Source organism: Rhizobium sp. G187, assembly GCF_051549525.1.
Classification (GTDB): domain Bacteria; phylum Pseudomonadota; class Alphaproteobacteria; order Rhizobiales; family Rhizobiaceae; genus Allorhizobium.
This window is the reverse complement of the sequence record NZ_JBPUGM010000001.1, coordinates 888339-911219: the sequence shown is the minus strand read 5'-3', so window position 1 is coordinate 911219 and position 22881 is coordinate 888339. Positions and strand designations below refer to the sequence as shown.

23 protein-coding genes are annotated in these 22881 nt (G+C 61.4%); 17 read left to right on the top strand and 6 right to left on the bottom strand.

The features are described 5' to 3' along the window. The first annotated feature begins 10 nt into the window (after nt 1–10). From ACSV9I_RS04375 to ACSV9I_RS04330, 10 genes are all read left to right on the top strand, one after another. Nucleotides 11–808, top strand: a complete 798-nt coding sequence (locus ACSV9I_RS04375) for a segregation and condensation protein A (RefSeq protein ID WP_438327703.1) — start codon at nt 11–13, stop codon at nt 806–808. A gap of 5 nt (nt 809–813) precedes the next feature. Next, complete coding sequence (scpB, locus tag ACSV9I_RS04370; protein ID WP_438327504.1) at nt 814–1557, top strand: SMC-Scp complex subunit ScpB; 744 nt, start codon at nt 814–816, stop codon at nt 1555–1557. A 76-nt stretch (nt 1558–1633) separates the two neighbouring features. Next, the gene (locus ACSV9I_RS04365; RefSeq protein ID WP_438327502.1) at nt 1634–2779 is read left to right on the top strand and encodes an ABC transporter ATP-binding protein; all 1146 of its coding nucleotides are present in this window, start codon (nt 1634–1636) and stop codon (nt 2777–2779) included. A gap of 19 nt (nt 2780–2798) precedes the next feature. After that, nucleotides 2799–3014, top strand: coding sequence for a twin-arginine translocase TatA/TatE family subunit (locus tag ACSV9I_RS04360; protein WP_054159972.1), 216 nt, complete (start codon nt 2799–2801; stop codon nt 3012–3014). Between the two features lie 114 nt (nt 3015–3128). Next, on the top strand, nt 3129–3860 hold the full coding sequence (gene tatB / locus ACSV9I_RS04355; protein WP_438327500.1) for a Sec-independent protein translocase protein TatB: 732 nt from the start codon (nt 3129–3131) through the stop codon (nt 3858–3860). Further along, on the top strand, nt 3857–4666 hold the full coding sequence (gene tatC, locus ACSV9I_RS04350; protein WP_054159971.1) for a twin-arginine translocase subunit TatC: 810 nt from the start codon (nt 3857–3859) through the stop codon (nt 4664–4666). The genes tatB and tatC overlap by 4 nt, the downstream gene beginning before the upstream one ends. Before the next feature lie 106 nt (nt 4667–4772). Then, on the top strand, nt 4773–6056 hold the full coding sequence (gene serS / locus ACSV9I_RS04345; RefSeq protein ID WP_438327498.1) for a serine--tRNA ligase: 1284 nt from the start codon (nt 4773–4775) through the stop codon (nt 6054–6056). Between the two features lie 31 nt (nt 6057–6087). Further along, on the top strand, nt 6088–6858 hold the full coding sequence (gene surE, locus ACSV9I_RS04340) for a 5'/3'-nucleotidase SurE (RefSeq protein ID WP_438327497.1): 771 nt from the start codon (nt 6088–6090) through the stop codon (nt 6856–6858). Then, nucleotides 6855–7508: a protein-L-isoaspartate(D-aspartate) O-methyltransferase gene (locus ACSV9I_RS04335; RefSeq protein WP_054159968.1), complete on the top strand. Its 654-nt coding sequence runs from the start codon at nt 6855–6857 to the stop codon at nt 7506–7508. Before surE ends, ACSV9I_RS04335 begins: the two co-directional genes overlap by 4 nt. A gap of 157 nt (nt 7509–7665) precedes the next feature. After that, entirely contained in the window at nt 7666–9204 is a 1539-nt protein-coding gene (locus tag ACSV9I_RS04330) for a peptidoglycan DD-metalloendopeptidase family protein (protein WP_438327495.1), read from the top strand. A gap of 81 nt (nt 9205–9285) precedes the next feature. Here the strand turns inward: ACSV9I_RS04330 and ACSV9I_RS04325 are convergent, their stop codons facing one another. Further along, nucleotides 9286–10158 (bottom strand): ATP-binding protein, encoded by an 873-nt coding sequence (locus tag ACSV9I_RS04325; RefSeq protein ID WP_054159966.1) that lies wholly within the window; start codon nt 10156–10158, stop codon nt 9286–9288. A 204-nt stretch (nt 10159–10362) separates the two neighbouring features. On the opposite strand from ACSV9I_RS04325, the gene yajC reads away from it, so the two are divergent. The 5 genes from yajC to ACSV9I_RS04300 all read left to right on the top strand — a co-directional run bounded on the left by yajC (nt 10363) and on the right by ACSV9I_RS04300 (nt 15157). Continuing rightward, nucleotides 10363–10710: a preprotein translocase subunit YajC gene (gene yajC, locus ACSV9I_RS04320; RefSeq protein ID WP_054159965.1), complete on the top strand. Its 348-nt coding sequence runs from the start codon at nt 10363–10365 to the stop codon at nt 10708–10710. A 60-nt stretch (nt 10711–10770) separates the two neighbouring features. Further along, complete coding sequence (gene secDF / locus ACSV9I_RS04315) at nt 10771–13320, top strand: protein translocase subunit SecDF (protein WP_054159964.1); 2550 nt, start codon at nt 10771–10773, stop codon at nt 13318–13320. Between the two features lie 4 nt (nt 13321–13324). After that, a complete protein-coding gene (locus tag ACSV9I_RS04310; RefSeq protein WP_438327492.1) occupies nt 13325–13723 on the top strand; it encodes an Mth938-like domain-containing protein in 399 nt (132 codons plus the stop codon). 60 nt (nt 13724–13783) lie between these two features. Continuing rightward, the gene (locus ACSV9I_RS04305) at nt 13784–14611 is read left to right on the top strand and encodes a phytoene/squalene synthase family protein (RefSeq protein ID WP_438327701.1); all 828 of its coding nucleotides are present in this window, start codon (nt 13784–13786) and stop codon (nt 14609–14611) included. Nucleotides 14612–14710: 99 nt separating this feature from the next. Continuing rightward, entirely contained in the window at nt 14711–15157 is a 447-nt protein-coding gene (locus tag ACSV9I_RS04300; protein WP_054159962.1) for a hypothetical protein, read from the top strand. A gap of 47 nt (nt 15158–15204) precedes the next feature. Here ACSV9I_RS04300 and trmFO read toward each other — a convergent pair whose 3' ends face one another. The 3 genes from trmFO to tyrS form a co-directional block, all read right to left on the bottom strand. After that, on the bottom strand, nt 15205–16614 hold the full coding sequence (gene trmFO, locus ACSV9I_RS04295; RefSeq protein ID WP_438327490.1) for a methylenetetrahydrofolate--tRNA-(uracil(54)-C(5))-methyltransferase (FADH(2)-oxidizing) TrmFO: 1410 nt from the start codon (nt 16612–16614) through the stop codon (nt 15205–15207). A 145-nt stretch (nt 16615–16759) separates the two neighbouring features. Continuing rightward, on the bottom strand, nt 16760–16903 hold the full coding sequence (locus tag ACSV9I_RS04290; RefSeq protein ID WP_082352633.1) for a DUF1127 domain-containing protein: 144 nt from the start codon (nt 16901–16903) through the stop codon (nt 16760–16762). Between the two features lie 257 nt (nt 16904–17160). After that, a complete protein-coding gene (gene tyrS, locus ACSV9I_RS04285; protein ID WP_438327488.1) occupies nt 17161–18417 on the bottom strand; it encodes a tyrosine--tRNA ligase in 1257 nt (418 codons plus the stop codon). 136 nt (nt 18418–18553) lie between these two features. On the opposite strand from tyrS, the gene ACSV9I_RS04280 reads away from it, so the two are divergent. Next, entirely contained in the window at nt 18554–19687 is a 1134-nt protein-coding gene (locus ACSV9I_RS04280) for an anhydro-N-acetylmuramic acid kinase (RefSeq protein WP_438327487.1), read from the top strand. Here ACSV9I_RS04280 and ACSV9I_RS04275 read toward each other — a convergent pair. Both ACSV9I_RS04275 and ACSV9I_RS04270 read right to left on the bottom strand, forming a co-directional pair. Continuing rightward, a complete protein-coding gene (locus ACSV9I_RS04275) occupies nt 19684–20565 on the bottom strand; it encodes a patatin-like phospholipase family protein (RefSeq protein WP_438327485.1) in 882 nt (293 codons plus the stop codon). The two genes, ACSV9I_RS04280 and ACSV9I_RS04275, sit on opposite strands and share 4 nt — an antisense overlap. 129 nt (nt 20566–20694) lie before the next feature. Next, the gene (locus ACSV9I_RS04270) at nt 20695–21372 is read right to left on the bottom strand and encodes an alpha/beta hydrolase (RefSeq protein WP_054159960.1); all 678 of its coding nucleotides are present in this window, start codon (nt 21370–21372) and stop codon (nt 20695–20697) included. Between the two features lie 205 nt (nt 21373–21577). Here ACSV9I_RS04270 and ACSV9I_RS04265 point away from each other — a divergent pair, with 205 nt between their 5' ends. After that, complete coding sequence (locus tag ACSV9I_RS04265) at nt 21578–22744, top strand: cysteine desulfurase family protein (RefSeq protein WP_438327483.1); 1167 nt, start codon at nt 21578–21580, stop codon at nt 22742–22744. Nucleotides 22745–22881: the final 137 nt, after the last annotated feature.

Below are 22881 nucleotides of genomic sequence, written 5' to 3'. Positions count from 1 at the left end.
GCCGACGCCGATGGATAGCCTTTGGCAGGATGCGTCGAATGACCGAGCCGCGAGTGATCCGGCCCTTCTGATTGATGTTGCCGGCTTTGAGGGGCCGCTCGACCTGCTCCTCTATCTGGCGCGCAACCAGAAGGTTGATCTCGCCCGGATGTCCGTGCTGGCCCTGGTCGAGCAATATCTCGAATTCATCGAAAGTGCGCGGCGGATCCGGATCGAGCTTGCCGCTGACTATTTGGTCATGGCCGCCTGGCTCGCTTATCTCAAGTCGCGTCTGCTGATCCCGCAAGCGCCGAAGGACGACGGCCCTTCAGGCGAAGAACTGGCCGCCACCCTTGCCTTCCGCCTGCGCCGATTGGAAGCGATCCGTGAGGCGGCGACCCGGTTGATCAACCGCAACCGCCTTGGCCGCGATATTTTTGCCCGCGGCGCGCCCGAACATGTGCCGGTGCGTTCGGAAAGCGCCTACGAAGCCTCGCTTTACGACCTGCTCACCGCCTATGCTTCGCTTCGCCAGCGCCAGGCCGTGATGCAGGTGACGATCGAACGCCGGCGGGTCTGGTCGCTCGCCGATGCCCGCGGCATCCTGACCAGGATGATCGGGGAGATCGGCGACTGGACCACGCTCGAACACTATCTTCTGCGCTACCTGCCGAGCGAGGAGGAGCGCGTCACCGCCATCGCCAGCGCTTTTGCAGCCTCGCTGGAACTGGTGCGCGAGGGGCGTCTGGAGATCCGTCAGGACGGTGCCTTCGAGCCGATATACATGCGCAGCGGGCCGAAGGCGGAAGCCCTCCGCTCCGTCGAGTGATGCCGATGGCCGAAGACGATACAAGGCCTGACGAAAACGACGACGAAGAGGCCGTGGTTGACGCCGAGTATCCGTCGACCCGCCCTGTCGATCCCCGTGTCGAGGAAGAGGCCTTGCGTATCGCCGAAGCCTTGGTCTTTGCCTCTGCCCAGCCGGTATCAACGCGGTTTATCGAGGAGCGTCTTCCGCGTGGCATCGATGCGCGAACCGTACTTCTGCGCCTGAAAGACGATTATGCCCGCCGTGGCGTCAACCTCGTTCAGATCGAGGACAGTTGGGCCTTCCGGACCGCAGCAGATCTGTCCTTCGTGATCCGCAGCGACGAGACCGATATCAAGAAATTGTCGCGTGCTGCGCTCGAGGTCCTCGCCATCATCGCCTATCACCAGCCGGTGACGCGTGCCGAGATCGAGGATGTTCGTGGTGTCACCACCTCGAAAGGCACGCTCGATGTTCTGATGGAAGCCGGCTGGGTGCGCTTCCGGGGTCGTCGCCGCACGCCGGGCCGACCGGTCACGCTTGGCACGACGCGGGATTTTCTCGATCATTTTGGTCTGGAGGAGCTGCGTGACTTGCCCGGTCTCGAAGAGTTGAAGGGGGCAGGGCTCCTCTCTGGCCGCATCCCGGCAAATTTCAATATTCCTATGCCACAGGGCGAAGACGAGTTGGGAGACGACGAAGATCCGATCTCCCAGCTTGACCTAGAGGAACTCGGCCTCTTGACACCGGGCGGTGAAGCAGAGGAATAGGGTCAGCTTTTTTAAAACGGTAACCGGTGCGATCCCGGGTCGCCTGGCGGGCCGGTGGCCCGAGCAGCGACAAGGGATGGCTGCCCGCAACGACGACGGCATGGATCAGGCAATCACCTTGCACAAGGATGCTCAGCGAACGGCCGGCGTGACCTTTGCCGCACGGCTCACCTTCGACGACATTCACCATCACTACCAGGGTAAGGAAACGATCCGTGGCCTGTCGCTGACGGCCGAGCCCGGTGAGGTTCTGTGCCTGCTCGGGCCGTCGGGCTCCGGCAAAACGACGCTGCTCAGGATCGCTGCTGGCATCGAGGCGCAAGCCGCCGGTCGTGTCGTGATCAACGATCGCGAAGTCTCCGGACCTTCCGGTTTCCTGCCGCCGGAAAAGCGCGGCGTCGGTCTGATGTTTCAGGACTTCGCGCTCTTTCCGCATCTGAACGTGCTCGACAATGTCCGCTTTGGTCTGACAGCCATGGCCGGCAAGGCAGCGAGCGCCGAAGCGCTGGTGGCGCTCGACCGTGTGGGCTTGGCCCACTGCGCCGAAAAGTTCCCCCACGCCCTGTCCGGTGGCGAGCAGCAGCGCGTGGCGCTGGCGCGGGCGCTCGCTCCGCGTCCAAGTGTGCTTCTCATGGACGAACCCTTCTCTGGCCTCGATTCCCGCCTGAAGGACACGGTGCGCGCCGACACCCTCGCTATTCTCCGAGAGAGCCGTGCGACCGCTGTTGTCGTGACCCATGATGCGGAGGAAGCCATGCGCATGGCCGACCGGATCGCGCTGTTGAAGGACGGCCGCCTGGTTCAGGTCGGCACCTCGGACGATCTCTATCGCCGGCCGAAGGACATTTTTGCTGCTGCCTTCTTCTCCGAGATCAACGAATTTTCAGCCCGCGTCTCTGGCGGTCGGGTCGATACACCGCTGGGGTCCGCAGCCGCTGGCGCGCTTGCCGATGGCACGCAAGTCGATGTCGCCGTACGCCTGTCGGATGTCTCCGTGCGCGAGAGTGGCGGCGCGATACCGGCCCGGATCATCTCGCGCCGGTTCGTCGGTGTGGTTGAGCTCTTGGATCTTGCCGTTCCTGGGACCGAACGGCCGGTTCGTGCGCGCATCCGGGCGGACATCTTGTCGCCGGGTATCCGCGAGGTCACGATTGCGGTTGAGCCCAAAGATATTTTGGTGTTTGAAAAGACGCAGGAAAACCCCTACATCGGGGTGAACTAACGCTCAAGGAGTTGCAGGCATGGGTTCGTTTAGCATTTGGCACTGGATCATCGTACTGGCGATCGTCCTGCTTCTCTTCGGTCGCGGGAAGATCCCGGAACTGATGGGTGATGTCGCCAAGGGCATCAAGAGCTTCAAGAAGGGCATCAGCGAGGACGACGACAAGGATGTCACGTCGACGGCTTCGACGGTCTCTCCGAAGACGGTCGACCACAAGGGCGACGAAATCAAGTAATTTGACCGGTGGTCATGGCACGGGCGGCCCCTCGGCTGCCCGTGTTTATATGGAAGTGTGGCAATGCCGGCGCCCGCAGGCGGCGCCCCGTCTCGGCATCAGGAGCCCGATGGAATGCTGGATATTGGCTGGACCGAGCTTTTGGTGATTGCGGTCATCCTGATCGTGGTAGTGGGTCCGAAGGACCTGCCGCCGATGATCCGGGCCTTCGGAAAGATGACGAAACGGCTGCGCCAGACGGCGGGTGAATTCCGAAGCCAGTTTGACGAAGCCCTGCGCGAGGCGGAACTCGACGACCTGAAAAAATCGGTCGACGACATCCGCTCGCTCAATCCGGCCAATAGCATTCGTGAAACCTTCAATCCCTTGCGTCAGATGGGGCAGGACATCAAGTCCGACCTCGAGCGCCAGACGCGCTACGAGCCGAAGACGAGCGCTCCGTCGGGTACGCCGATCACGGCGGGCGAGGGGCACTTGGACGGGGCGAGCGTTCAGAACTCCATTCTGCCCGAATTGCCGGTTGGATTGGGTGAGCCGCCCGCAGAACTGCGCCCCACCGCATCCGTGCCAACACCCGCTGCTGCTACCACGGTGCCAACGGCCGCTGTTGCCGCGGCATCGCCCGCCAGTTCAGCACCGTCCAGCGTAGCGCCGGCTGTGGCGAAGAAGGTAGCCGTGAAAAAGCCGGCTGTCGCCAAAGCCAAACCCAATCTGCCCGTAGCCGAAGCTGAGGCTGCGCCGAAGAAAACCCGTAAAGCCGCATCTTCTGCCGCACCGGCAGAGACAAAGTCTGTCGCGAAGCCGGCTGCAAAGCCGCGCAAGACCAAGAGTGAGGATCGCGCATGACGATCGACATCGAGGATAAGCCACAGCCGTTGATCGAGCATCTGATCGAACTGCGCACCCGGCTGATCTGGGCGCTGGGCGCTTTTTTCGTCGCCTTTCTCGTCTGCTTCTACTTCGCCAAGGCGCTGTTCAACATTCTGGTCATTCCTTATAAGTGGGCGGTACTCTGGGCGGGGCTGGATCTCAGCAAGGCGGAACTGATCTACACGGCACCGCAGGAGTTCTTCTTTACCCAAGTGAAGGTTGCCGCCTTTGGCGCCATGGTTATCGCCTTTCCGGTGATTGCAGCGCAGGTCTACAAATTCGTTGCCCCCGGCCTTTACAAGAACGAGCGAGCGGCCTTCCTGCCGTTCCTGATCGCCTCTCCCTTGCTTTTTCTGCTGGGCGCCTCGCTCGTCTATTTCTTCTTCACGCCGATGGTCATGTGGTTCTTCCTCGCCATGCAACAGGCACCGGAAGAAGGCGGCGTAGCCATCTCGCTGCTGCCCAAGGTCTCGGAATATCTGAGCCTGATCATGACGCTGGTCTTCTCCTTCGGCCTCGTCTTCCAGTTGCCGGTGGTCACCACGCTTCTGGCCCGGGTCGGGATTCTGGAAAGCCAGTGGCTGGCCGAGAAGCGGAAATATTTCATCGTCGTCGCCTTCGTCGTTGCCGCCGTCCTGACACCGCCAGATCCGCTCTCCCAGATCGGTCTTGCGCTGCCGACAATCCTTCTCTACGAGGTGGCTATCTACGCGGCACGACTCGTGGAACGAAGCCGTGCAGGCACTGCAGTCGCTGAAGCGTCCGCAAGCGACGAGGAATAGCCGGACATCCGTCTATCCATCGCCACATCAACCCATGCCGACATGGGGCCGGACATGGCCGCCGGCCCTCTCCGATCCCGGTCGAGATCAAAGACCTGGAACGATCATGCTCGATATCAAGTGGATCCGCGACAATCCCGAAGCTCTCGACGCCGCTCTTGCCAAACGAGGCGCTGAGCCGCTTTCGGCATCCCTGATCGCGCTCGACCAGAAGCGCCGGACCGTTGCCCAGGCGATGCAGGACATGCAGTCGCGCCGCAACAGCGCCTCCAAGGAAATCGGCGCCGCCATGGCGCAACAGAACGTGGAGCTCGCCGAAAAGCTGAAGGCTGAAGTGGCCTCGCTGAAGGACACGCTGCCGGCTGCGGAAGAAGAAGAGCGCCAGCTCACCGCTGAACTCAACGACGCGCTGTCGCGCATCCCGAACATTCCCCACGACGACGTGCCGGTTGGCCGTGACGAGCACGACAATGTCGTCGCCCGCGTCACGGGTGACAAGCCGACCTGGAACCACAAGCCGCTTGAGCATTTCGAGATCGGCGAAGGCCTCGGCTACATGGATTTCGAACGCGCTGCCAAACTCTCTGGCTCGCGTTTCACGGTGCTGACCAGCCAGCTGGCGCGTCTCGAGCGCGCCATCGGCCAGTTCATGATCGACCTGCACACATCGGAGCATGGCTACACGGAAGTGTCGTCGCCGCTTCTGGTGCGTGCCGAGGCGCTCTTCGGTACCGGCAACCTGCCGAAGTTTGAGGAAGACCTGTTCAAGACCACGGACAGCCGCTACCTCATCCCGACCGCCGAGGTGACGCTGACCAATCTCGTGGCTGGTGAAATTCTCGACCAGGAGAAGCTGCCGCTGCGTTTCACTGCGCTCACCCCGTCTTTCCGTTCGGAAGCGGGTTCGGCCGGCCGTGATACGCGCGGCATGCTACGCCAGCACCAGTTCTGGAAGTGCGAACTCGTCTCGATCACCGACGCGGAAAGCTCGATTGCCGAGCACGAGCGGATGACGGCTTGCGCCGAAGAAGTGCTGAAGCGGCTCGGTCTGCATTTCCGCACAATGACGCTTTGCACGGGCGACATGGGCTTCGGCTCGCGCAAGACCTATGACCTTGAGGTCTGGCTGCCGGGGCAGAATACCTATCGCGAAATCTCGTCCTGCTCGGTCTGCGGTGATTTCCAGGCGCGCCGGATGAATGCTCGCTACCGCAACAAGGACGGCAAGGGCACGACCTTCGTGCACACGCTGAACGGCTCGGGCACGGCGGTCGGCCGCTGCCTGATCGCGGTCATGGAAAACTATTTGAACGAAGACGGCTCGATCACTGTGCCGGACGTGCTCCTGCCTTACATGGGCGGGATCAAGCGCATCGAAAAGGCAGCCTGATCAAAGGGCAGACAAAGGGGAAACGGCGGCCATGCGTATTCTGCTGACCAATGACGACGGTATTCATGCGCCGGGTCTTGCCTCGCTGGAACGCATTGCCCGCAGTCTCTCGGACGATGTCTGGGTGGTGGCTCCCGAGACGGATCAGAGCGGGCTTGCCCATTCGTTGACGCTGTCGGAGCCGCTCAGGCTGCGCGAACTTGGCGATCAGCGTTTTGCGCTGCGCGGGACGCCGACCGATTGCGTCATCATGGCGATCCGTAAGGTTCTCGATCGCAAACCTGATCTCGTGCTCTCCGGGGTGAATGCTGGCGGCAACATCGCAGACGATGTCACCTATTCCGGTACTGTGGCGGGTGCGATTGAGGGTACGGTTCACGGCGTACGGTCGATTGCGCTCAGCCAGGCCTATAGCTACGCAGCCGGTACGCCGATCCCTTTCCATACGGCCGAGGCTCTGGCGCCGGACCTGATCCGTAAGCTTTGCCAGCTGGATCTCCCGCCGGGTACCTTTCTCAACCTGAATTTCCCTAACTGCGAGCCAGCCGAAGTGCAGGGCGTTGATGTGACGGCGCAGGGCAAGCTGGAATTTGGTCTCAGCGTCGAGGAGCGGCACGATGGACGCGGACTGCCGTATTTCTGGCTGAAATTCGGCGACCGGAAGGGCAATTTCCGCGCAGGCACGGATATCCATGCGCTGCGGTCCAACAAGATTTCGGTGACGCCACTCAAGCTCGATATGACGGATTATGCCGTCCAGGATCTGGTTGCGGCTGCCATTGCCGGCGGAGACGATGCGTGAGATCGCAGCTTCTGGAGCGCGAAGGCTTTGCCGCCTTGGTCTTGAGATTGCGCGGCGAAGGTATCACCAATCTGGATCTGCTGACGGCTGTCGAACAGACGCCGCGCTCGACCTTCGTTGCGCCGGAATATTCCAGCAGCGCCTATTCCAGCCGCTCGGTGCCGATTGCCTGTGGCCAGTTCATCGAAGGCGCCGATCTGGCGGTTCGTCTCCTGTCGATGCTGCAGGTCAAGCCGGGGCATCGGGTACTTGAGATCGGCACAGGCAGCGGTTTCATGACGGCGGTGCTCGGACGTTTGGCTGAACGCGTGATCTCGATCGAACGCTATAAGACGCTGATCCAGGACGCCCAGAGGCGACTGGAGACGCTGGGCTTGCGCAATGTGATCCTTCGCCAGTTCGACGGGTCCCATGGTCTTCCGGGCGAGGGGACCTTTGACCGCATCATTGCAACGGCTGCCTATCCGGTCATGCCCCGCTTTTTTGCCGAACAGCTTGTGTCCGGCGGCATGTTGCTCGCGCCGCTGATGGTTGAGGAAAACCGCTGCGTCATGGTCCGACTGACCAAGACCGGCAGTCGTTTCGAGCGTGAGGACCTCTTTGACGTCCCATTCCTGCCGTTGCAGCCGAGGATTGCGCTTCAGCTCTGAGCGCATCCCCACTGCAGCGGCCAAAGATTGAGCGCAGATGGCGGAAAATGTCGCCAATGGCGAATTCCTTGCCAAGGATTCCGCAGGGTTAACTGACCAGTAACACTAACGCGGTTTAATGGACCCACTTCAAACTGTGTCACATGTGGGTCGAGTCATGCGTAAAAGTGTATCGCCAAAAGCAGCTTCGTCGGTCGCCCGTCTCTGTGGCGCCGTCCTTCTGGCGAGTACGGCAGCCGGTTGCAGTTCCGATGCCTCTCGTTTCAGTTCCGTCTTCTCGACCGATACCCTGACGACAGCCTCGATTCCGCGCCAGGCGCCCGTTCCGCAGCAGGATATTGGCGGTGGCGGCGGTTATGCGCAGCAGCCCGTAGCGCAGGCGGCCCCAGTTTCCGGCGGATACGAACAGGCCTCGGCCCGCGCCGCGAGCACGCCGTCGTCGATCCAGCGCGGCGAACTCGCGCCCCCGCCGGGGACATCGGCGTCGACAGGGCCGCTGGGTTCGCGCGCAGAAGCCATGTCTCAGCCATTCCCGAGCACGCCTTCGAGCGCGTCGGCCAGCCAGAACGGCAATATGGCAATGGCAGCCCCGTCGCAGACGCTGCAGGAGCCTGCATCGACCGCGACAACGCCTGGCAACGGCAACTGGTCCAAGCAGAATGCTGCCCGCGTGACCCTGCGTCCGGGTGAAACCATTGCGACCCTGGCCAACCGTTACGGCGTGCCGGAACGGGAAATCTTGAAGGCCAATGGCCTGACCATGGCCTCAGACGCCGCACCCGGGCAGCTCGTCCTGATCCCGTCCTCCGGCGGTAATGTCAATGCGGCCAGAGCCTCGGCGGATGCCAACAATCTGCCGATGAATGGCGGCAAGCAGAGATTGCCGGACGGCCAGCCGCAGAACCTGGGTGTGCTTCCGGGCACGTCTGGCAGCCGTGACAAGCAGCAGAATGCAACCGCGTCTGCCGCCGGCAAGGCGGCGGCCGGAGCCGGTTCGGGCTCTTACGAAGTCAAGCCTGGCGATTCCCTCATTCGCATCGCTCAGGCCCATGGCGTGAGCGTCGATGAACTGAAGCGCGCCAACAATCTGTCGACCGGCAATATCCGCATTGGCCAGTCGCTTGCGATCCCGGCATCCGGCGCAAAGCCGACACAGGTTGCAAGCGCCACTCCTTCGGCTGATCCGGTGAAGACTGCCTCGGTACCGCAGAAGACACCAGCCGCACAGCAGCCGGCCGCTCAGGCCGCACCTGCGGCGACCAAGTCTGTCACGGAAGTTGCCTCGGTGAAGTCGGATGATGTCTCGCCGGAAGGCACAGGCATCGGCAAGTATCGCTGGCCGGCGCGCGGCGCTGTCATCGCCAATTTTGGCGGCAATATCGATGGCAAGCGCAGCGACGGTATCGCGATCTCCGTGCCGAGCGGCACCCCGATCAAGGCTGCCGAAAACGGCGTCGTCATCTATGCCGGCAATGGCCTGAAGGAACTGGGCAACACGGTTCTGATCCGCCACGACGACGGCAAGGTGACGGTCTACGGCCATGCGGACAGCCTCTCGGTGCAGCGTGGCCAGAAGGTTCAGCGCGGCCAGACCATCGGTGCCTCCGGCATGACCGGCAACGTCAAGCGGCCGATGCTGCATTTTGAAGTCCGCAAGGACGCAGCACCGGTCAACCCAATCACTTATCTGGAATAGGTATTTCGTACCAGCTAAGTGAAAAAGCCCGGAACCTGCGTTCCGGGCTTTTTTGTTTCCAATAGTTTTGCGTGCAGGCGGCTAGGCCCTGTCCGTGCTGATCCGGTGGCGGCCGGCTGCATCCTGGATATATTGCCAGGCAACGCGCCCGGATCGACCACCGCGCGTGGTTGCCCATTCGAGGGCTTCGTGGTGCAGCTCGGCTTGGGTGAGCGGCAAGCCGAAATGCGCTGCATAGCCGTCGATCATCGTCAGATAGTCGTCCTGGCTGCATTTGTGGAAACCGAGCCACAGCCCGAAGCGATCCGAAAGCGATACCTTTTCCTCCACCGCTTCAGAGGGATTGATCGCGGTCGACTGCTCGTTCTCCATCATGTGGCGCGGCAGGAGGTGGCGGCGGTTTGATGTCGCGTAGAACAGCACATTGTCAGGCCGCCCCTCGATCCCGCCATCGAGGGCTGCTTTCAGTGATTTGTAGGCCGTATCGTCGTGGTCGAAGGAGAGGTCGTCACAGAAGACCAGCACCCTGTGAGGCGCAGCCTTCAGAATGTCGAGCAAGGCGGGGAGGGTGGATGTGTCCTCGCGGTGGACTTCCACAAGCTTCAGCGCCAGACCGGTCTCCTTGCGGATATCGGCATGCACGGCCTTGACCAGGGAAGACTTACCCATGCCGCGCGCGCCCCAGAGAAGGACGTTGTTGGCCGGAAAACCCTCGGCAAAACGCAGGGTGTTGTCGTGCAGGATATCGCGGACATGGTCGACGCCGCGGATTAGCGATAGCGAGACCCTGTTCGGTTTGACAACCGGTTGGAGATGCTGGCGCGCCGGGTTCCAGACAAAACAGTCGGCGGCGTCCCAGTCGTTCTGACCCGGCGGCGGCCCCGCAACCCGTTCGAGCGCGTTGGCGAGACGTCTAACCTCTTCGAGCAATGCAGCAATCGTCTGATCGGTCATGGCCCTTCTCCTTCCGAACTGGCAGCATTCAACGCGTCTGAGCGGCGGTATCACGCGGAATTGACGTCAGAAAGAGCAGGCGCCACGAAATTGGTACGGCCCGGCGCTGTTTTTGTTGCATTCGCATGGCTCCTCACTATATTCCGGCGACCTGAACGAGGGGGGTCCGTGGGGGTCTCCCAATTGGCTTCATAGGAGTTTTTCATGTTATTCACGCAGGCTTTTGCACAGGATGCAGCCGCTGCACCGAGCGCCATGGGTTCGGGCTTCGAAATGCTGCTTCTGTTCGCGCCGCTGATGGTGGTCTGGTACTTCTTCCTCATCCGTCCGCAGCGCGCGCAGATGAAGAAGCGTGAAGAAACCCTCTCCTCCATTCGTCGTGGCGACCAGGTCGTCATGGGCGGCGGTATCATTGCCAAGGTGACCAAGGTTATCGACGACAAGGAGCTGGAAGCCGAGATCGCCGATGGCGTGAAGGTCCGCGTCATGCGCCAGTACGTGGCGGAAGTCCGCGTCAAGGGCGAACCGGTCAAAGCCGAAAACGCTGCCTGAGTTAGAGAGGCCGGCTGAATGCCGGCCTTTTCCATATCCTCTGCATAAATCGAGATTTCCATGCTCCATTTTTCTCGCTGGAAGACACTGCTGATCTGGGGGCTTGTGGCCCTGGCCGTCGTCTTGGCGCTACCCAATGCTTTCAGCGATGAACAACTGGATGCGATGCCCTCCTGGGTGCCGCGCCACAAGCTGACCCTCGGTCTCGACCTTCAGGGCGGCTCGCATATCATGCTCAAGCTGGAGCGTCAGGATATCGTCAAGGAACGGCTGGAAACGGTCGTCGGTGACGTTCGCCAGACGCTGAGGGATGCAGGCATCCGCTACACGGGCTTGTCTGGCGTCGGTCAACAGGTTCAGGTTCGGATCACGGATACGGACAAGGTCCAGGCCGCTGCTGACGCGCTCAACACTCTGACCCAACCGGTCAGCGTTGGTGGTTTGACGGGCGGAACGGTGGTCGAGGTGACGCTGGAGCAGCCCGGCGACGGCACCATTCGGCTTGCCTTGACGGAAGAGGGGCTCGATTACCGGGTATCCTCCGCCGTGACCCAGTCGATGGAAGTCGTGCGCCGCCGTGTTGACGAGCTCGGCACGACCGAACCGCTGATCCAGCGCCAGGGCAATGACCGCATCATCGTGCAGGTGCCGGGTCTCACCGATCCGCAGCGCCTGAAGGATCTGCTCAACCAGACGGCCAAGCTCACCTTCCATATGGTCGATACGAGCATGCCGGTCAGCGAGGCGATGAACAACCGTCCGCCGCCGCAGTCGCAGGTTCTCTATTCGACAGACGATCCGGCCGTGCCCTATCTCGTCGAACGCAATGCCCTGATTTCCGGCGAAAACCTCGTCGATGCCCAGGCCGTTTTCGATCAGCGCAGCAATGAGCCTGTTGTCAGCTTCCGCTTTGACACCCGTGGTTCGCAGCGCTTTGCCCAGGCGACCCAGCAGAATGTCGGTCGGCCTTTTGCCATCGTGCTGGACGATCAGGTGATCTCGGCGCCCGTGATCCGCGAGCCGATCATCGGCGGTTCCGGTCAGATCTCGGGTAATTTCACCATCGAAGGTGCAAACGATCTGGCTGTCCTGCTGCGCGCCGGTGCATTGCCCGCGACACTGACCGTCGTCGAAGAACGCACGGTCGGTCCGGGTCTCGGCCAGGATTCGATCAATGCCGGCGTGACCGCAAGCGTCATCGGTGCCATCGCCGTTGTCGTGTTCATGCTCGCCTTCTACGGCACGTTCGGTGTCATGGCCAATATCGCGCTCGCGGCCAATATCGTCATGATCATTGCCTGCTTGTCGCTGATCGGTTCAACGCTCACCTTGCCGGGTATCGCCGGTATCGTGCTCACCATGGGCATGGCGGTCGATTCCAACGTTCTGATCTATGAGCGTATCCGCGAGGAAGTGCGCGGCGGACGAAAGCTGGTTGAAGCGATCGATATCGGTTTCAAGAAGGCGTTTGCCACCATCTTCGATGCCAACTTGACGACATTGATTGCAGCCGTCGTCCTGTTCTTCCTCGGCTCTGGCCCTGTACGCGGTTTTGCGGTGACGCTCTCGATCGGGATCATCACCACGCTGTTCACCGCCTATACACTGACCTTCTGGCTCATGGCTGTCTGGTATCGCTGGAAGCGTCCAAAAGGCATTCCGACCAGCGTCCGCACCGGCTTCTTCGACAATCGCAACATTCGCTTCATGGCGATGCGCAAGATAAATTTCGGCGTGGCCATCGCGATCTCAATTGCCTCTGTGATTGGTTTCGCAACGCTCGGCATGAATCTTGGTATCGATTTCAAGGGTGGTTCGATTATCGAGGTTCAGGCCCGTGACGGCACGGCCGATCTTTCGGACATTCGCGAACGCCTGAGCATGCTGAACCTCGGCGAGGTTCAGGCCCAGGGCTTCGGCGATGAATCGAGCGCGCTGATCCGCCTGCAGGCGCAGGACGGCGGCGAGAATGCCGAGCAGTCGGCGCTGAGCAAGGTGCGTGGCGAACTGGAGGCAGACTACGACTTCCGCCGCGTCGAAGTGGTCGGCCCGGCCGTATCGAGCGATCTGACCTTCACGGCAACCGTCGGTGTCGCGGTCGCATTGTTCGGTATCCTGCTCTACATCTGGTTCCGCTTCGAATGGCAGTTTGCCGTAGGTGCCATCATCGCGACCCTGCACGACGTGATATTCACGCTGGGCCTGTTCGTGTTGACCGGCATCGAGTTCAACCTGACCAGCATCGCGGCGATCCTGACGATCATTGGTTACTCGCTGAATGACACCGTCGTCGTCTATGACCGCATGCGCGAAAACCTCAGGCGCTACAAGAAGATGCCGCTCGATATCATGATTGATACCTCGATCAACCAGACGCTGTCGCGAACCGTTTTGACGGCGGGTAGTACCATTCTGGCGCTCGGGGCTCTCTACATGTTCGGCGGAGAAGTGATCTCGTCCTTCACCTTCGCAATGCTCGCCGGCGTTCTGATCGGTACCTTCTCGTCGATCTACATTGCCGGTCCCGTGCTGATCGCCTTCAACCTGCGTCCCGAGACGTTCCAGCAGGATGAGGCCGAGGCGGGCAAGGGCGCAAAGGCAGGGGTCTAAGGTCATGGTGTTCGGATTCGGAGACAAGGACGTCGTCGTGCGCGACGCCCACTTCCCGGGGCGAGCGCCGATTGATTCCTATGGCAATGGCGGGTTCCGCTTCGCCGACATGTCGCACAAGGGGTCGCTGCTCCTGCTGCCCTCCGGCATCTATGGCTGGGAGCAGGGCGAAGACGATGACCTGACCACGGCCTCCTTCTCGCGGGTGATGGCGGAGACCGGTGTGGAATTCTTGCTTGTTGGTACCGGGCGACAGATCAAGCTCTTGTCGCCGGATGTGCGAGCTTCGTTGAAGGCTGCCAAGCTTTCCACCGACACGATGAGCACAGGTGCGGCCATTCGTACGTACAACATCATGCTGGCCGAATCGCGCCCTGTCGCAGCAGCCCTGATCGCTGTCTGACGTGGTGACGCCCAGCATCCTGAAAGGTCGAGAGTGAGCGACACCCAGCCCTCCAACGATATGCTCTGTCTGGCCGCCTTGCGCGACAACGACCGGGACCGCTACCTCGCCTCCCTGTTGACGCCGGTGGAATCAAGGTCCGCTCTCTCGGCACTGTATGCCTATAATGCCGAACTGGCCCGGGTGCGGGACGTGACGCGCGAGCCCCTGACCGGCGAAGTGCGACTGCAGTATTGGCGCGATCTGCTGGCTGGCAGCGCACATGGAGAGACGGCTGCCAATCCGATCGCGGTAGAACTGCTGAACACCGTCAGGACGCATAGCCTGCCGGTGGCCGCGCTTGTCGGCATGGCCGATGCGCGCATCTTTGATCTCTACGATGATCCCATGGAAAGCACGGCGATGTTCGAGGGCTATGCCGGAGAAACGGCATCGGCGCTCATCCAGCTTGCCAGTCTTGTTCTTGATCCTGCAGCGGCTGAGGGCGCCTCTGACATTGCCGGTCATGCCGGTGTGGCGCAGTTGGTGGCGGGATCGCTGCTGATGCTGCCCATTCACAGTCGCCGTGGTCAGGTTTATCTGCCCGCCGATATCCTCGCAGCTGCCGGGCTTGATCGGGCGGGCTTTCTGGCGGGCGAGGATCATGCGCGGATTGCCACGGCGCTCGACGCATTCATCGGCTACGGACTTGATCACCTCGAGAAGGCGCGGGCCGGCGGCACGATCCCGAAGCAGCTCCTGCCGGCTTATCTGCCGGCCGCCTTGACGGAAAACGTCCTTAAACGCGCCCGGCGGGCTGGTGCAGATGTGCTTGTTCGGGACATCCGAGCGCCTCAATGGCGCCGTCAGCTGTCTTTGCTTGCGACGTTGATTTCGGGTAGAATCTGAGCGTTCTGCCGGCTGGCCGCGTGGTCACGTTCGCGCAAGTCTCGCCTGTTAGGGCGGGTTTATACGATATCCTTGTGCGTTTGGAGACGGAGCTGCGCCATGTTCACCTGGGGAATTGTGCTGGTTCTGATCGGCTTCCTTGCCTACTTCTCCACCAAGATGGCGCGCCGTGACGAGCCTGAGGGCCTTCAGGATACCGGGCTTGCAATTGTCGAGTTCGGTCGGGCCTTCCCGCAGGAGGCTATCCGCAGCCTGCATGCGACGGCCGATGGCAAAGCAGTCTTTGTCCGTCTGCATGACAGCAAGGCCGGCTTCATGCGCAATATGCGCAGCCACTATGCCTGCCACCTGATCAAGCCGGGAATGGTGCGCGTCCGCAACCTGCCTGCCGGCAACGGGTTTGCCGTCGAATTCCTCGATGCACCTTTTCACAATGGCGAATTCACTTTCGCCAATCCGGCAGAGGCCGCCGAGGTATCGCTCTGGCTGCTCGGGAACTATGTCGGCCATGCCGATCGACCGGACATGCCCGGCATGCCGGCCTGACTCAAGGATAGACCACTCACCTTGCGGGATGCGGCCTGGCCGCGACCTCAGGCGAGGCCGAGCCAGTCCTTGCAATGTGCCAGTGCGCGGGCCGACACCAATTGCCGCTTCATGATCGTCTTGTCCTTGCCGCGAAAGCGCTTGACGCCTTCGGGCTTGACGATCGAGCCGGGTTCAAGCTCCGGAAACAATCCGAAATTGATGTTCATCGGCTGGAAGGAGCGCTTGCCGGGTTCCTCATCGGAGACGATGTGGCCGCCGGTGATATGGTTGAGCAGTGAGCCAAGCGCGGTCGTTGCCGGCGGAAGGCTTGGTGTCTCGCCCTTGCGCTCTGCTGCTGCGAAACGACCGGCCAGCAGTCCGATCGAAGCGCTCTCGACATAGCCCTCGCAGCCTGTGATCTGGCCAGCGAAACGCAAGCCCGGCCGTGCCTTAAGCTGCAGACTGTGGTCGAGAAGGGTCGGGGAATGGATGTAGGTGTTCCGATGCAATCCGCCGAGCCGGGCGAATTCGGCGTTCTGCAGGCCGGGGATCATCCGGAAGATCTCGGCCTGGGCGCCATAGCGAAGCTTGGTCTGGAAGCCGACCATGTTGTACAGCGTGCCGAGCGCATTGTCCTGGCGCAGCTGCACCACGGCATAGGGCTTGACGGTCGGGTTGTGGGCGTTGGTGAGGCCCATGGGCTTCATCGGCCCGTGCCGCAGTGTCTCGCGACCGCGTTCCGCCATGACCTCGATCGGCAAGCAGCCGTCGAAATAGGGTGTGCCTTCCCATTCCTTGAAGCCGACGGCGTCGCCGGCGATGAGGGCGTCGATGAAGGCGTTATACTGGGTTTCGTCGAGCGGGCAGTTGATGTAGTCCTTGCCCGTGCCGCCGGGCCCCACCTTGTCGTAGCGCGACTGGAACCAGCAGATGTCCATGTCGATGGATTCTGTGTGGACGATTGGAGCGATGGCATCGAAGAAGGCGAGCGCATCCTTGCCCGTTCTTTCGCGGATCGCTTCTGCGAGGGCCGGCGACGTCAGCGGGCCGGTTGCGATGATTGCGAGATCCCAGTCCTCTGGCGGTAGGCCGGTGACCTCTTCGCGCACCACTGAGATCAGCGGGTGCTGGTGAAGTGCTGCGGTCACCGCGTCGGAAAAACCGTCGCGGTCGACGGCAAGCGCCCCACCGGCTGGCACCTGGTGCTTGTCGGCACAGGCCATGATCAGCGAATTGGCAAGCCGCATCTCGGCATGGATGACGCCGACGGCATTGGCTGTCGCATCGTCCGAGCGGAAGGAGTTCGAGCAGACCAGTTCGGCAAGTCCGTCGGTCTTGTGCGCATCGGTGCCGCGGACACCGCGCATCTCGTGCAGAATGACCGGAACGCCGGCTTCGGCGACCTGCCAGGCAGCCTCTGAACCGGCCAGGCCGCCGCCGATGATGTGAATGGGGGAGAAGGTGCTGTTCGTCATGGGCGGCTCCTTATCACGGCTCGGCGCCGAAGGTCCACCGGCTGTCTGGCTGTCACGTGGCCGCAGGGCCCACAATTCGAAAGGCCAGAATCAAAAACGGCACCATGCGGCGCCGTTTCAAACACTCTGCCGCATCAGTTCCGTATTAACGGAAAGAACGCGAAGCAATGTTGCGGATTTCGTAGCGGGTGATGCCGATGTCGTTCAGGGTCTGTGCGGACAGGTTGCCCAGTTCGCTCATCGTACGGCGGTAGCTCATCCAGTTCTTGGCAATGCGGATCGGGTTCATGGTCGTTTCCTCGGTGATGTTCTGGCTGATCTTGCGGTGTTTCCCGCATCAGCGATTGGCCTTCTTATACGCCCGTAAAACAAGATTGTGCAGTGCAATTAATATGCGACTGCTATGCATTTGTGCATGACATGCTGCGTTTTGCGGCATGTTCCTTGGTGTGGCAAAAAAGAAGGCACGGCCGAGAGCGTGCGTCCTGCATGAAAAAGCCCGCAATTGCGGGCTTTTTTGGTATTCCAATCTTGAGCCTTGAGACGTCAGGCTGGCTTGACCAGGATGTGCTTCTTTTTGCCGAGAGAAAGCTTGATCACCCCATCGCCGGTGACCTCTGCACTGCCGACGGACATGCGTTCGTCAGAGACGCCCACGTCGTTGATCTTGACGGCGCCGCCCTGGACGTGACGACGCGCCTCACCGTTGGAGGCGGCGAGACCCGCCTTCACGATCAGTGCGAGAAGGCCGATCCCGGCATCGAGCTCGGACGAGGCGATCTCGATCGTTGGCAGCGTGTCGGCAAGTGCGCCTTCCTCAAAGGTCTTGCGGGCCGTTTCGGCGGCCTGCTCGGCACCCTCGCGGCCGTGGAGCAGCGTGGTCACTTCGGTCGCAAGGATCTTCTTCGCCTCATTGATCTCGGAACCGCCGAGCGCTGCGAGCCGCTCGATCTCATCCATCGGCAGAAGCGTGAAGAGTTTCAGGAAGCGGACCACGTCGGCATCCTCGGTGTTGCGCCAGTACTGCCAGAAGTCATAGACCGGCAGCAGATCGGCATTGAGCCAGACGGCGCCCGAGGCCGACTTGCCCATCTTGGCTCCGGAAGAGGTGGTCAAGAGCGGTGCCGTCAGTGCGTAAAGCTGCGGCGTGCCCATGCGGTGCCCGAGGTCGATGCCGTTGATGATGTTGCCCCACTGGTCGGAACCGCCCATCTGCAGCCGGCAATCGTAGCGCTGGTTGAGCTCGACGAAGTCGTAAGCCTGGAGGATCATGTAGTTGAATTCCAGGAAGGACAGCGACTGCTCGCGATCAAGGCGCGTCTTGACGCTGTCGAAGGACAGCATGCGGTTGACCGAGAAATGCCGGCCGACATCGCGCAGGAATTCGAGATAGTTCAGCGGGCGAAGCCATTCGGCATTGTTGATCATCAGGGCGCCGCCCTTCGGCCCCTTGTCGTAGTCGAGGTAGTTGGCGAAGCAGCGCTTGATCGAGGCAATATTGTCCTCGATCATATCGATCGTCATGAGCTTGCGCGCTTCCTCCTTGAACGAAGGGTCGCCGACCATGCCCGTGCCGCCGCCCATCAGCGAGATCGGCTGGTGCCCAGTGGTCTGGAACCAGCGCAGCATCATGATCTGCATCAGGTGGCCGACATGCAGGCTCGATGCCGTCGGGTCATAGCCGATATAGGCCGTCACGCTTTCCTTGGCGAGCAGGTCGTCGAGCCCCGTTTCATCGGACATCTGATGAATGAAGCCGCGCTCAGAAAGGATGCGGAGGAAATCGGACTTGAACTTCGTCATGACGCTTGCGCTTTCGGTTTCTTGGTCTTTGGTGCCTATCTGGGAAATCCGCGCGGGCTTTAGCATTGTTTTTTGAATTGTGCACCCGTCTAGGTCATGAATGTCCCTGATCAGCAGCAGTCGAATCGGGGGATACATGGCGGACATCAGAACGGCGATCGGGTTGATGAGCGGCACCTCGATGGATGGCATCGACGTGGCGCTTCTGCGCACCGATGGAGAGGCTGCCGTGGAGCGGGGAGCCTTCCTGTCGGTTCCCTACGAGCCGGCCTTCCGCGATCAACTCAAGCAGGCTCTTGAAGACGCCAAGGCAATCAGACAGCGTGACGAGCGACCGGGCGGTCTCTCACGTATGGAAACGGACCTCACTCTACGTCATGTCGAGGCGGTCCTGATGTTTCTCGAGCGGGAAGGCCTGGCCAGTCGCGACGTCGATCTCATCGGTTTCCATGGCCAGACGGTGTTGCACCGACCGGATGAGGCTTTGACCGTGCAGATCGGTGACGGCCCGCTGCTGGCCCGCAAAACCGGTATCGACGTGGTCTATGACATGCGCGCCAATGACATGCTGCATGGCGGGCAGGGTGCGCCGCTGGTGCCTGTCTATCACCACGCACTTGCGCATCAGATCCCGGCAGAGAATTGGCCGGTCTGTTTCGTCAATATCGGCGGAATTTCGAACCTCACTTTCCTTGATCGAGACGGCACGATCATCGGCTTCGACAGCGGTCCGGGCAACACGCTGATCGATCAATGGGTCGAGGCCAATGCCGGCATTCCCTATGACGACGGCGGCCGCATCGCTTCCGAAGGGGCGGTCATCATGGGGCTCGCCGAGCGCTATCTCGCCAGCCCTTTTTTCACGGCAAAGGCGCGCCGGTCGCTTGATCGCAACGATTTCCAGCCGCCGCAAAGTCATGAGGCCGAATTGTCTGATGGCGCCCGGACGCTGGCTTATGTGTCGGCGGCCGCAATCCTAAAATCCGCGGGCCATCTGCCGTCGGCGCCGAAGATTTATGTGATCTGCGGTGGTGGTCGATTAAACCGGATGATCATGGCTGATCTCGCCCACCTTGCGGCGGAAACGGAAGCGACGGTACTGTCTGCGGAGGCGGCGGGATTTGACGGGGACGCCATGGAGGCAGAGGCCTGGGCCTATCTGGCCGTCCGCGCCTCGAAAGGCTTGCCGCTGACATTTCCCGGCACCACCGGTGTCAAGGCGCCGATGGCCGGCGGGATCCTGGCAAAGAGCCGAGACAACAGCGATTAGCGCGCGTTTTCTCCGTTCGGCGTGCTGACTCTTGCAAAAGCCAGCCCGTCGCGTAAGCCCACTTCATAGGCGTGACGGATGCCGGCGGCATCGCCGACGGCAAACTTGTTGACCGGAATATCCTCGCTTGGCCCGACAACCACCCGGTTCGGGGCGGACGCAGGCAGGCGGCCGAAGCGCGTCGACAAAAGGAGCGTCCGCCATCCCTTGTTTTCCACCTCGCTGAGCTTGATCAGCGGCGGATTGTCAACAAGGCCGCCATCGAGATAAGCGCGGGCGCGAACGCGGCCCACCGGCATGAAAGGCGGCACCGAGGCTGTCGCCATCAGTGCGTCCACGAGTTCGCCGGGATAGTCCATGTTGTGTGTCGACATCCAGACCGGTTTCAGCCCCATGCGCCGACCAGCCCGGGAATGCGCCCCATCCGTCAATAGTTTTTCGATCTGGTAGGCTGCGATCGACCCGGCTGCGCCCATGGTTCCGGGCATCCATCCCGGAAGCTCCGATAACTGGATCAGCATCGGAGGGGCGCTTTTGAGCGCCGCGAGTTCAGCCTCGCCGAATTCGCTGGTGAGCAGGTCTCGGAACAATGCGCCGACGACAAGCGGTGACTGGCGTTTTTTCAGCGCCCGCCAATCAATTCCGGGATGTCGTTTTTCTGCAAAGGCAAAGGCCGATGCGCGGACCCGGTCACCGACACCGGCCAGAAACATCGCGCCATGATAGGCCCCGGCGGACACCGCGACATAGAAGCGCGGCGCAAGCGGGCGGTGCTCGCTGTAGGATTTCAGGAAGCCGCTTTGCCAGTAACACCGGTTTCCGCCACCGGCGAGGCCGACGGCGTCGAAGGATGATCGGTTCATTTCAACTTTGGTCATGAAAATTGAGTGTCCTGTCCTTGCGCAAGATCCCTGACGCAGCGGCAGGTTGTCAATGCAAAGCCTTGCACGAATAAAAAATGGCGCGGACATGTCCGCGCCATTTCAAGAGACGAAGATGCGATGCGTTCAGCGGATCCGCTTGGCAGCCGGTTCCGGAACCAGATCGCCCTCAAGGCGACGGTCGAGATAGTCTTCGCATTCGGACATCAGCGTTTCCACCTGGCCGTTAAAGAAGTGGTTGGCACCTGGGATCGTCTTGTGGGTGATCAGGATGCCCTTCTGCGCCTTCAGCTTGTCGACGAGGCCGATCACGTCCTTCTCCGGCGCGACCTTGTCGCCGTCACCATGGATGATCAGGCCCGAAGACGGGCAGGGGGCGAGGAAGGAGAAGTCGTAGATGTTCGGCTGCGGTGCAATCGACATGAAGCCTTCGATCTCCGGGCGGCGCATCAGAAGCTGCATGCCGATCCAGGCGCCGAAGGAATAGCCGGCGACCCAGCAGCTCTTCGAATCCGGATGCAGGCTCTGGACCCAGTCGAGCGCGGAGGCTGCATCCGACAATTCGCCCGCGCCATGGTCGAACTCGCCCTGGCTGCGACCGATCGAGCGGAAGTTGAAACGCAGCGTCGTGAAGCCACGCTTCTGGAACATGTAGAACAGCTGGTAGACGATCTGGTTGTTCATCGTGCCGCCGAACTGGGGGTGCGGGTGCAGGATGATGGCGATCGGCGCGCTTTTTTCCTTGGAGGGCTGATAACGGCCTTCGAGGCGGCCCGCTGGGCCGTTGAAAATCACTTCGGGCATTAGGTTCCGGTCCCTGACAATTTTTGCGGTTCGTCAACATCAAATTAGAAAGCTGACTTGACGACGCCAGTCAGCTTTTCTAGAACAAAGTTTAGAACCGTTCGAAACTGGATGGCGTTCCATCCGGGGTGAAGGTGTCATAGGACATGCCCGGCCGAAATTTCAAGGAAAATACGCCGGTAATATCAGGGGGCCTGAGGGCAGCATGGCTGCAGAGCGCATCTATCTCGACTGGAACGCGACCGCACCGCTTTTGCCGTGCGCCCGCGAGGCCATGCTCGAGGCGCTGGCTATGCCCGGCAATCCATCCTCTGTGCATGCGGAAGGGCGCGCCGCGCGCGCGGTTGTTGAGAAGGCGCGGCGCAGCGTTGCCGCACTCGTTGGCGCAGAGCCGGCCCATGTGACCTTTACCGCGAGCGCCACCGAAGCGGCGAACCATGTCCTGTCGCCCGTTTACAAGATGGGCAAGGCGTCGATCTCGATCGGCGCGCTCTACGTCTCTGCCATCGAGCATCCGGCGGTGCGCGCTGGCGGACGTTTTGCGGCCGACAGTGTGACATCTCTGCCAGTGATGCGGTCTGGCGTTATCGATCTTGAAGCGCTCTCCGATGCGCTTGCTCGGCACGATGTGGCAAAAGGCCTTCCGCTCGTCGCGATCATGCTGGTGAACAATGAAACCGGTATCGTCCAGCCAATCCGGGAAGCCTCCGCCATCGTAAAGAAGTTTGGTGGCTTGCTGGTTGTGGATGCCGTGCAAGCTGTTGCGCGACTGCCTGTCTCGATCGCCGAACTGGGCGCAGACTTCCTGATCCTGTCGGCGCACAAGCTGGGTGGGCCGAAGGGTGTCGGTGCGCTCGTCTCGCGGGGCGAAACGCTGATGCCGGAGCCACTGGTACGGGGCGGTGGCCAGGAAAAGGGGCATCGGGCCGGAACCGAAAACCTGGGCGCCATCGCAGGGTTTGGTGCGGCGGCAGCCCTGATGGCCGATGGACTTTCCGCGCGCAGCGCTTCAATGGCCGAGCTGCGGGATGGAGCAGAAGCCGCCATGCTCGCTGTAGCGCCGGACACGGTCATCTATGGCCGCAATGTCGAGCGCGTCGGCAACACATGTTTTTTTCATCTGCCGGGCCTCAAGGCCGAGACCGGGCAGATCGCATTCGACCTCGAGGGCATTGCGCTTTCGGCCGGTTCCGCCTGCTCTTCGGGCAAAGTCGGCGCGAGCCATGTGCTGACGGCCATGGGCGAGGATGCTGCAACCGGTGCCTTGCGGCTATCGCTTGGCCCGCAGACCACTGAGGCGGAAATGGAGCGCTTTGTCGCGACATTCGCCAAGATCGCGGCGAGACGGCGGATGGCGGGCCAAGCCGCCTGACGCGACGGAATTCTGGGTGAGCCGTCCTTTTTCCCTTGCCAAAAGGGGTGAAAAGATGGCTCGGGAACCTTAAGTAAGGCGGGTCACCCGCCCAACGTTAACAAGCTGCCGGAATTTGGCCCGGCAAGATTGGAGAA

Coding starts and splice junctions, on each gene's coding strand:
- tatB (WP_438327500.1), top strand. CDS start 3,129: ATGCTGGATATTGGCTGGACCGAGCTTTTGGTGATTGCGGTCATCCTG.
- tyrS (WP_438327488.1), bottom strand. CDS start 18,417: ATGACGAAGTTCAAGTCCGATTTCCTCCGCATCCTTTCTGAGCGCGGC.
- secDF (WP_054159964.1), top strand. CDS start 10,771: ATGCTCCATTTTTCTCGCTGGAAGACACTGCTGATCTGGGGGCTTGTG.
- ACSV9I_RS04290 (WP_082352633.1), bottom strand. CDS start 16,903: ATGAACCCGATCCGCATTGCCAAGAACTGGATGAGCTACCGCCGTACG.
- ACSV9I_RS04310 (WP_438327492.1), top strand. CDS start 13,325: ATGGTGTTCGGATTCGGAGACAAGGACGTCGTCGTGCGCGACGCCCAC.
- ACSV9I_RS04375 (WP_438327703.1), top strand. CDS start 11: ATGGATAGCCTTTGGCAGGATGCGTCGAATGACCGAGCCGCGAGTGAT.
- ACSV9I_RS04325 (WP_054159966.1), bottom strand. CDS start 10,158: ATGACCGATCAGACGATTGCTGCATTGCTCGAAGAGGTTAGACGTCTC.
- scpB (WP_438327504.1), top strand. CDS start 814: ATGGCCGAAGACGATACAAGGCCTGACGAAAACGACGACGAAGAGGCC.
- ACSV9I_RS04330 (WP_438327495.1), top strand. CDS start 7,666: ATGCGTAAAAGTGTATCGCCAAAAGCAGCTTCGTCGGTCGCCCGTCTC.
- serS (WP_438327498.1), top strand. CDS start 4,773: ATGCTCGATATCAAGTGGATCCGCGACAATCCCGAAGCTCTCGACGCC.
- ACSV9I_RS04360 (WP_054159972.1), top strand. CDS start 2,799: ATGGGTTCGTTTAGCATTTGGCACTGGATCATCGTACTGGCGATCGTC.
- ACSV9I_RS04280 (WP_438327487.1), top strand. CDS start 18,554: ATGGCGGACATCAGAACGGCGATCGGGTTGATGAGCGGCACCTCGATG.
- yajC (WP_054159965.1), top strand. CDS start 10,363: ATGTTATTCACGCAGGCTTTTGCACAGGATGCAGCCGCTGCACCGAGC.
- ACSV9I_RS04265 (WP_438327483.1), top strand. CDS start 21,578: ATGGCTGCAGAGCGCATCTATCTCGACTGGAACGCGACCGCACCGCTT.
- ACSV9I_RS04275 (WP_438327485.1), bottom strand. CDS start 20,565: ATGACCAAAGTTGAAATGAACCGATCATCCTTCGACGCCGTCGGCCTC.
- ACSV9I_RS04305 (WP_438327701.1), top strand. CDS start 13,784: ATGCTCTGTCTGGCCGCCTTGCGCGACAACGACCGGGACCGCTACCTC.
- ACSV9I_RS04270 (WP_054159960.1), bottom strand. CDS start 21,372: ATGCCCGAAGTGATTTTCAACGGCCCAGCGGGCCGCCTCGAAGGCCGT.
- ACSV9I_RS04300 (WP_054159962.1), top strand. CDS start 14,711: ATGTTCACCTGGGGAATTGTGCTGGTTCTGATCGGCTTCCTTGCCTAC.
- surE (WP_438327497.1), top strand. CDS start 6,088: ATGCGTATTCTGCTGACCAATGACGACGGTATTCATGCGCCGGGTCTT.
- trmFO (WP_438327490.1), bottom strand. CDS start 16,614: ATGACGAACAGCACCTTCTCCCCCATTCACATCATCGGCGGCGGCCTG.
- ACSV9I_RS04365 (WP_438327502.1), top strand. CDS start 1,634: ATGGCTGCCCGCAACGACGACGGCATGGATCAGGCAATCACCTTGCAC.
- tatC (WP_054159971.1), top strand. CDS start 3,857: ATGACGATCGACATCGAGGATAAGCCACAGCCGTTGATCGAGCATCTG.